The organism is Prosthecobacter sp., assembly GCF_044373815.1.
In the GTDB taxonomy this organism is placed as follows: domain Bacteria; phylum Verrucomicrobiota; class Verrucomicrobiia; order Verrucomicrobiales; family Verrucomicrobiaceae; genus Prosthecobacter.
Genome location: NZ_JBIPNG010000592.1, coordinates 1 through 3,550 on the forward strand (window position 1 = coordinate 1; position 3,550 = coordinate 3,550).

At 62.8% G+C, this 3,550-nt stretch carries 3 protein-coding genes; 1 reads left to right on the forward strand and 2 read right to left on the reverse strand.

Features of this window, described 5'->3' with window-relative positions; translation table 11 throughout:
• Positions 1–247, forward strand: a 247-nt coding sequence (locus ACIREA_RS28740; RefSeq protein WP_397385758.1) for a LysR substrate-binding domain-containing protein, incomplete at its 5' end; no start/stop codon positions are given.
• Positions 248–583: 336 nt separating this feature from the next.
• On the opposite strand, the gene ACIREA_RS28745 is transcribed toward ACIREA_RS28740, so the two are convergent.
• Entirely contained in the window at positions 584–1,990 is a 1,407-nt protein-coding gene (locus ACIREA_RS28745; protein WP_397385759.1) for an efflux transporter outer membrane subunit, read from the reverse strand.
• A 73-nt stretch (positions 1,991–2,063) separates the two neighbouring features.
• Positions 2,064–3,550: efflux RND transporter permease subunit (locus ACIREA_RS28750; protein ID WP_397385760.1), on the reverse strand; the 1,487-nt coding region annotated here is incomplete at its 5' end.

Here is a 3,550-nt window from a genome sequence, read left to right on the forward strand (position 1 = left end):
CATCGCGGCGGAGGTGGATGACATGGCGATGCTGCGACTGATGGCGCGTGAGACGCACGGGGTGACGCTGGTGCCGCCGGTGGTGGTGAAGGACGAGCTGGAGAGCGGGGAGTTGGTGGAGAGACACAAGTTTCCGCAGATCAAAGAGAGCTTTTATGCGATCACGCCCAGCCGGCGGTTTCCGAATTTGATTTTGCGGGAGCTGATGAAGCCGAAGATTGAGCGGCGGCGTGTGGGTGGTGGGTGACTTGGTGGCTGTTTTTGACAGGATTAACAAGATGGCAGAATTTCAGGATTTTTTTCTGAAGGGGGCGAGGTGACAGGGCAACACACCCCCTTCACCAGCGTAGGACGGCCCCTCACCCTAACCTCTCCCCCAAGGTCGTCTTGGGCGTTGCCATATCATTGGTGGGGAGAGGGGATCCGCTTTATGTCCGCGCGATGCTATGAGACAAAACTAAAAGCCTGCTTCTGCGAGTGCAGAGTCTTTTGTCTTTAATCCTGAAATCTTGGAATTCTGTGAATCCTGTCAAAGAAGGCACCGCATGACCACTGAGGGAACGAACTTGGAAGTTCGGAAGAGTTACCACCCGCCGCCCATGGCTTTGATGAGGCGGACGGTGGCGATGAAGCGCTGGGCGGTGACTTGGTTGGCCTGGCGTTCGGTTTGGAGGCGGGTGCGCTCGGCGTCGAGGAATTCGAGGTAGCCGACGGTGCCGCTGTCGTAGCGGGCGTGGGTGAGGTCTGCGGCCTGGGATGCGGCGGCGAGGGCTTCGTTTTGGGCGGCGGATTGCTCGGCTCGGTAGCGGGTTTGCGCGAGGGTGGTCTCGACGTCTTTCAATGCGGAGAGCACGGCCTGACGATAATTGGCGATGGCTTCCTCACGGGCTTCGCGTTTGAGGCGCACATTGGCGCGGATGAGGGAGAAGCCGGTGATGGGAAGGCTGAGGCTGGGGCCGAAGGACCAGACGCGGCTGTCGGCGGTGAAGAGATCGCTGGTGTTTTTGCTGAGGTAGCCGCCCTGGGCCGTGAGGCTGATGGCGGGGAAGTAGGCGGCGGTGGCGACGCCGATTTCGGCATTGCGCGAGGCGACGAGACGCTCGGCTGCGGCGACATCGGGGCGGCGCTCGAGGATGCTGGCGGGAAGGCCTGCGGGGATGGTGGGTGGTGAGCCGCGCAGGGGGCGCTCGGTCATGAGGAAGTTTGTGGCGGGGACGCCGCAGAGCAGGGAGAGATTGTCGCAGGCTTCCTGACGCTGGCGTTTGATGTCGGCGAGTTCGGCCTTGGCGGTGGCGACTTCAGTTTTGGAGCGTGCGACGTCGGTCTCCATAATGGTGCCGGCATTGAAGCGCTGCTGGATGAGGACGAGGCCTTTTTCACGCAGGGCGATGGTGCGGCGCAGGGAGGCGAGATCGGCATCGAGCGCGCGAAGCTGGAAGTAGGTGGCTGCGACGTCTCCGGTGAGGGTGAGGAGGACGTTGTTGAAATCGGCGGCGCTGGATTCGGACTTGGCGCGGGCGGATTCGAAGGAGCGGCGGACCTTGCCCCAGAGATCGAGCTCGTAGCTGAGGTCGAGAGTTTCGCTGAAGGTGTTGATCTGCGCGGAGGGGATATTGACGGGGACGGGCGTGGGCAGGTGGGCGGAGGTGCGCTCGCGCTTGTTGCGTGAGTTGAGGTCGAAGGATGGATACCAATCGGTGGCGGCGGCGCGGGCATTGGCGCGTGACTGCTGGATGCGGGCGTAGGCGGCGCGGAGGTTTTGATTGTCGGCGATGGCGAGGGCTTCGAGGCGGTTGAGCTCGCTGTCGTGGAAGACTTTCCACCAGTCGCCTTTGGGGGAGTCATCGCGCGGGGCGCTGGGCTGCCAGCGCCAGGTGGCGGGGGTGATGTCGGTGGTGTCCGGCTTCTTGTAATCGGGCCCGACAGTGCAGGCGGCGAGCCCCATGAGGAGGACGGGGACGAGGCAGAGGCGTGGGGCGGAAGTGAGCATGGGGAAGGAAGGAATGACGAATGACGAATGACGAATGACGAATGACGAATGACGAATGACGAATGACGGTGGGCTAGGCGATGGAGGGGGCGGGCTGGGGAGGCAGGGCGTCTTCGCGGGCGGTGCGGCGGGCTTCGCGTTTTTCGGAGCGGCGGCGGCGCCATTCGACGATGTCGTCGAAGTAGGAATAGATGACGGGGGTGGCGAGGAGGGTGAGGAGGAGAGACAGGGTCTGGCCGCCGAGGATGACGCCTGCGGTGGCGTTGTTGAACGCGGCGCCGACACCGCGAGCGAGCATCATGGGCACCATGCCGGCGACGAAGGCGAGCGTGGTCATGAGGATGGGGCGGAGTCGGTCTTTGTTGGCTTTGAGGATGGCTTCGAGGCGATCCAGTCCTTTGGCACGAAGCTGGATGGTGTGATCGATTTGCAGGATGCCGTTTTTCTTGACCATGCCGAAGAGGACAAGGACGCCGAGCATGGAGAAGAGATTGAGCGACTGGCCAAAGATGATGAGGGAGAGGATGGCGAAGGGCAGCGTGAGCGGCAGCGCGAGGAGGATGGTGAGCGGATGAATCCAGCTCTCAAACTGCGCGGCGAGGATGAGATACATGAAGACGAAGGCCATGAGGAAGGCCATGCCGAAGGCTTTGCCGGTGCGGGCCATTTCCTTGGAGCGGCCTGCGACGCCGCTGCTGTAGTCGGCGGGGAGGTTTTGCTTTTTCACGATGGCATCGATGGCATCGACGATCTGGCTTTCTCCCACGTCGGGTGCGTTGTTCGCGCTGATGGTGACCTGACGGCGGCGGTTGAGGCGGTCGATTTGTGAGGGGCCGGAGGTTTGCTCGAGCTTCAACACGTTGTCGAGCGCGACGGGCACGCCGCTGGCGCTGGGGACGGAGAGCTGGGCCATGGATTCGAGGTTGTTGCGGTAACCGGCTTCGGCGCGGAGGTGGATGTCGTACTGCTCACCGGCTTCGTCGTAGGTGGAGACATCGAGACCACCGACGAGAAGGCGCAGGGTGGTGGAGAGATCGGCGATGTTGACGCCAAGCTGACCGGCTTTGCTGCGATCCACGCTGGCGGTGATCTCGGGTTTGCCGCTGATGAGGGTGGAGTCCAGATCGCGAATGCCGGGGATGTTTTTGGCTTCCTTCATGATGACATCAGTGGCGGCGGTGAGGCGGTCCAGATCGGGACCGGCGACGTAGAACTGGATGTTGGCGCTTGACTGGCCGGTGTTGAAGGGCGGCACGGCGAGAACGGTCATGCGCCACTCGGCGGGGTATTTGGGCAGGATCTCTTTGCGCACCTGATCCATGATGTCCTGCTGCGTGGCGCTGCGGGTGTCGGGATCAGTGAGGCGGACGTAGATGCCGGCGAGATTGGGCACGCGCTGGTCATTGTCACCAATGGTGAGGAGGGTGGACTCCACGCCGGGCAGGGCGCGGATGCTGCGTGCGACGCGCTCGCCGAGGAGATCGGTGGAGGCGAGGGTGGTGCCTTCGGGGACGCGGATGTTCACGATGAACTCGGCTTCTTCAGTGGGGGGCATGAAGC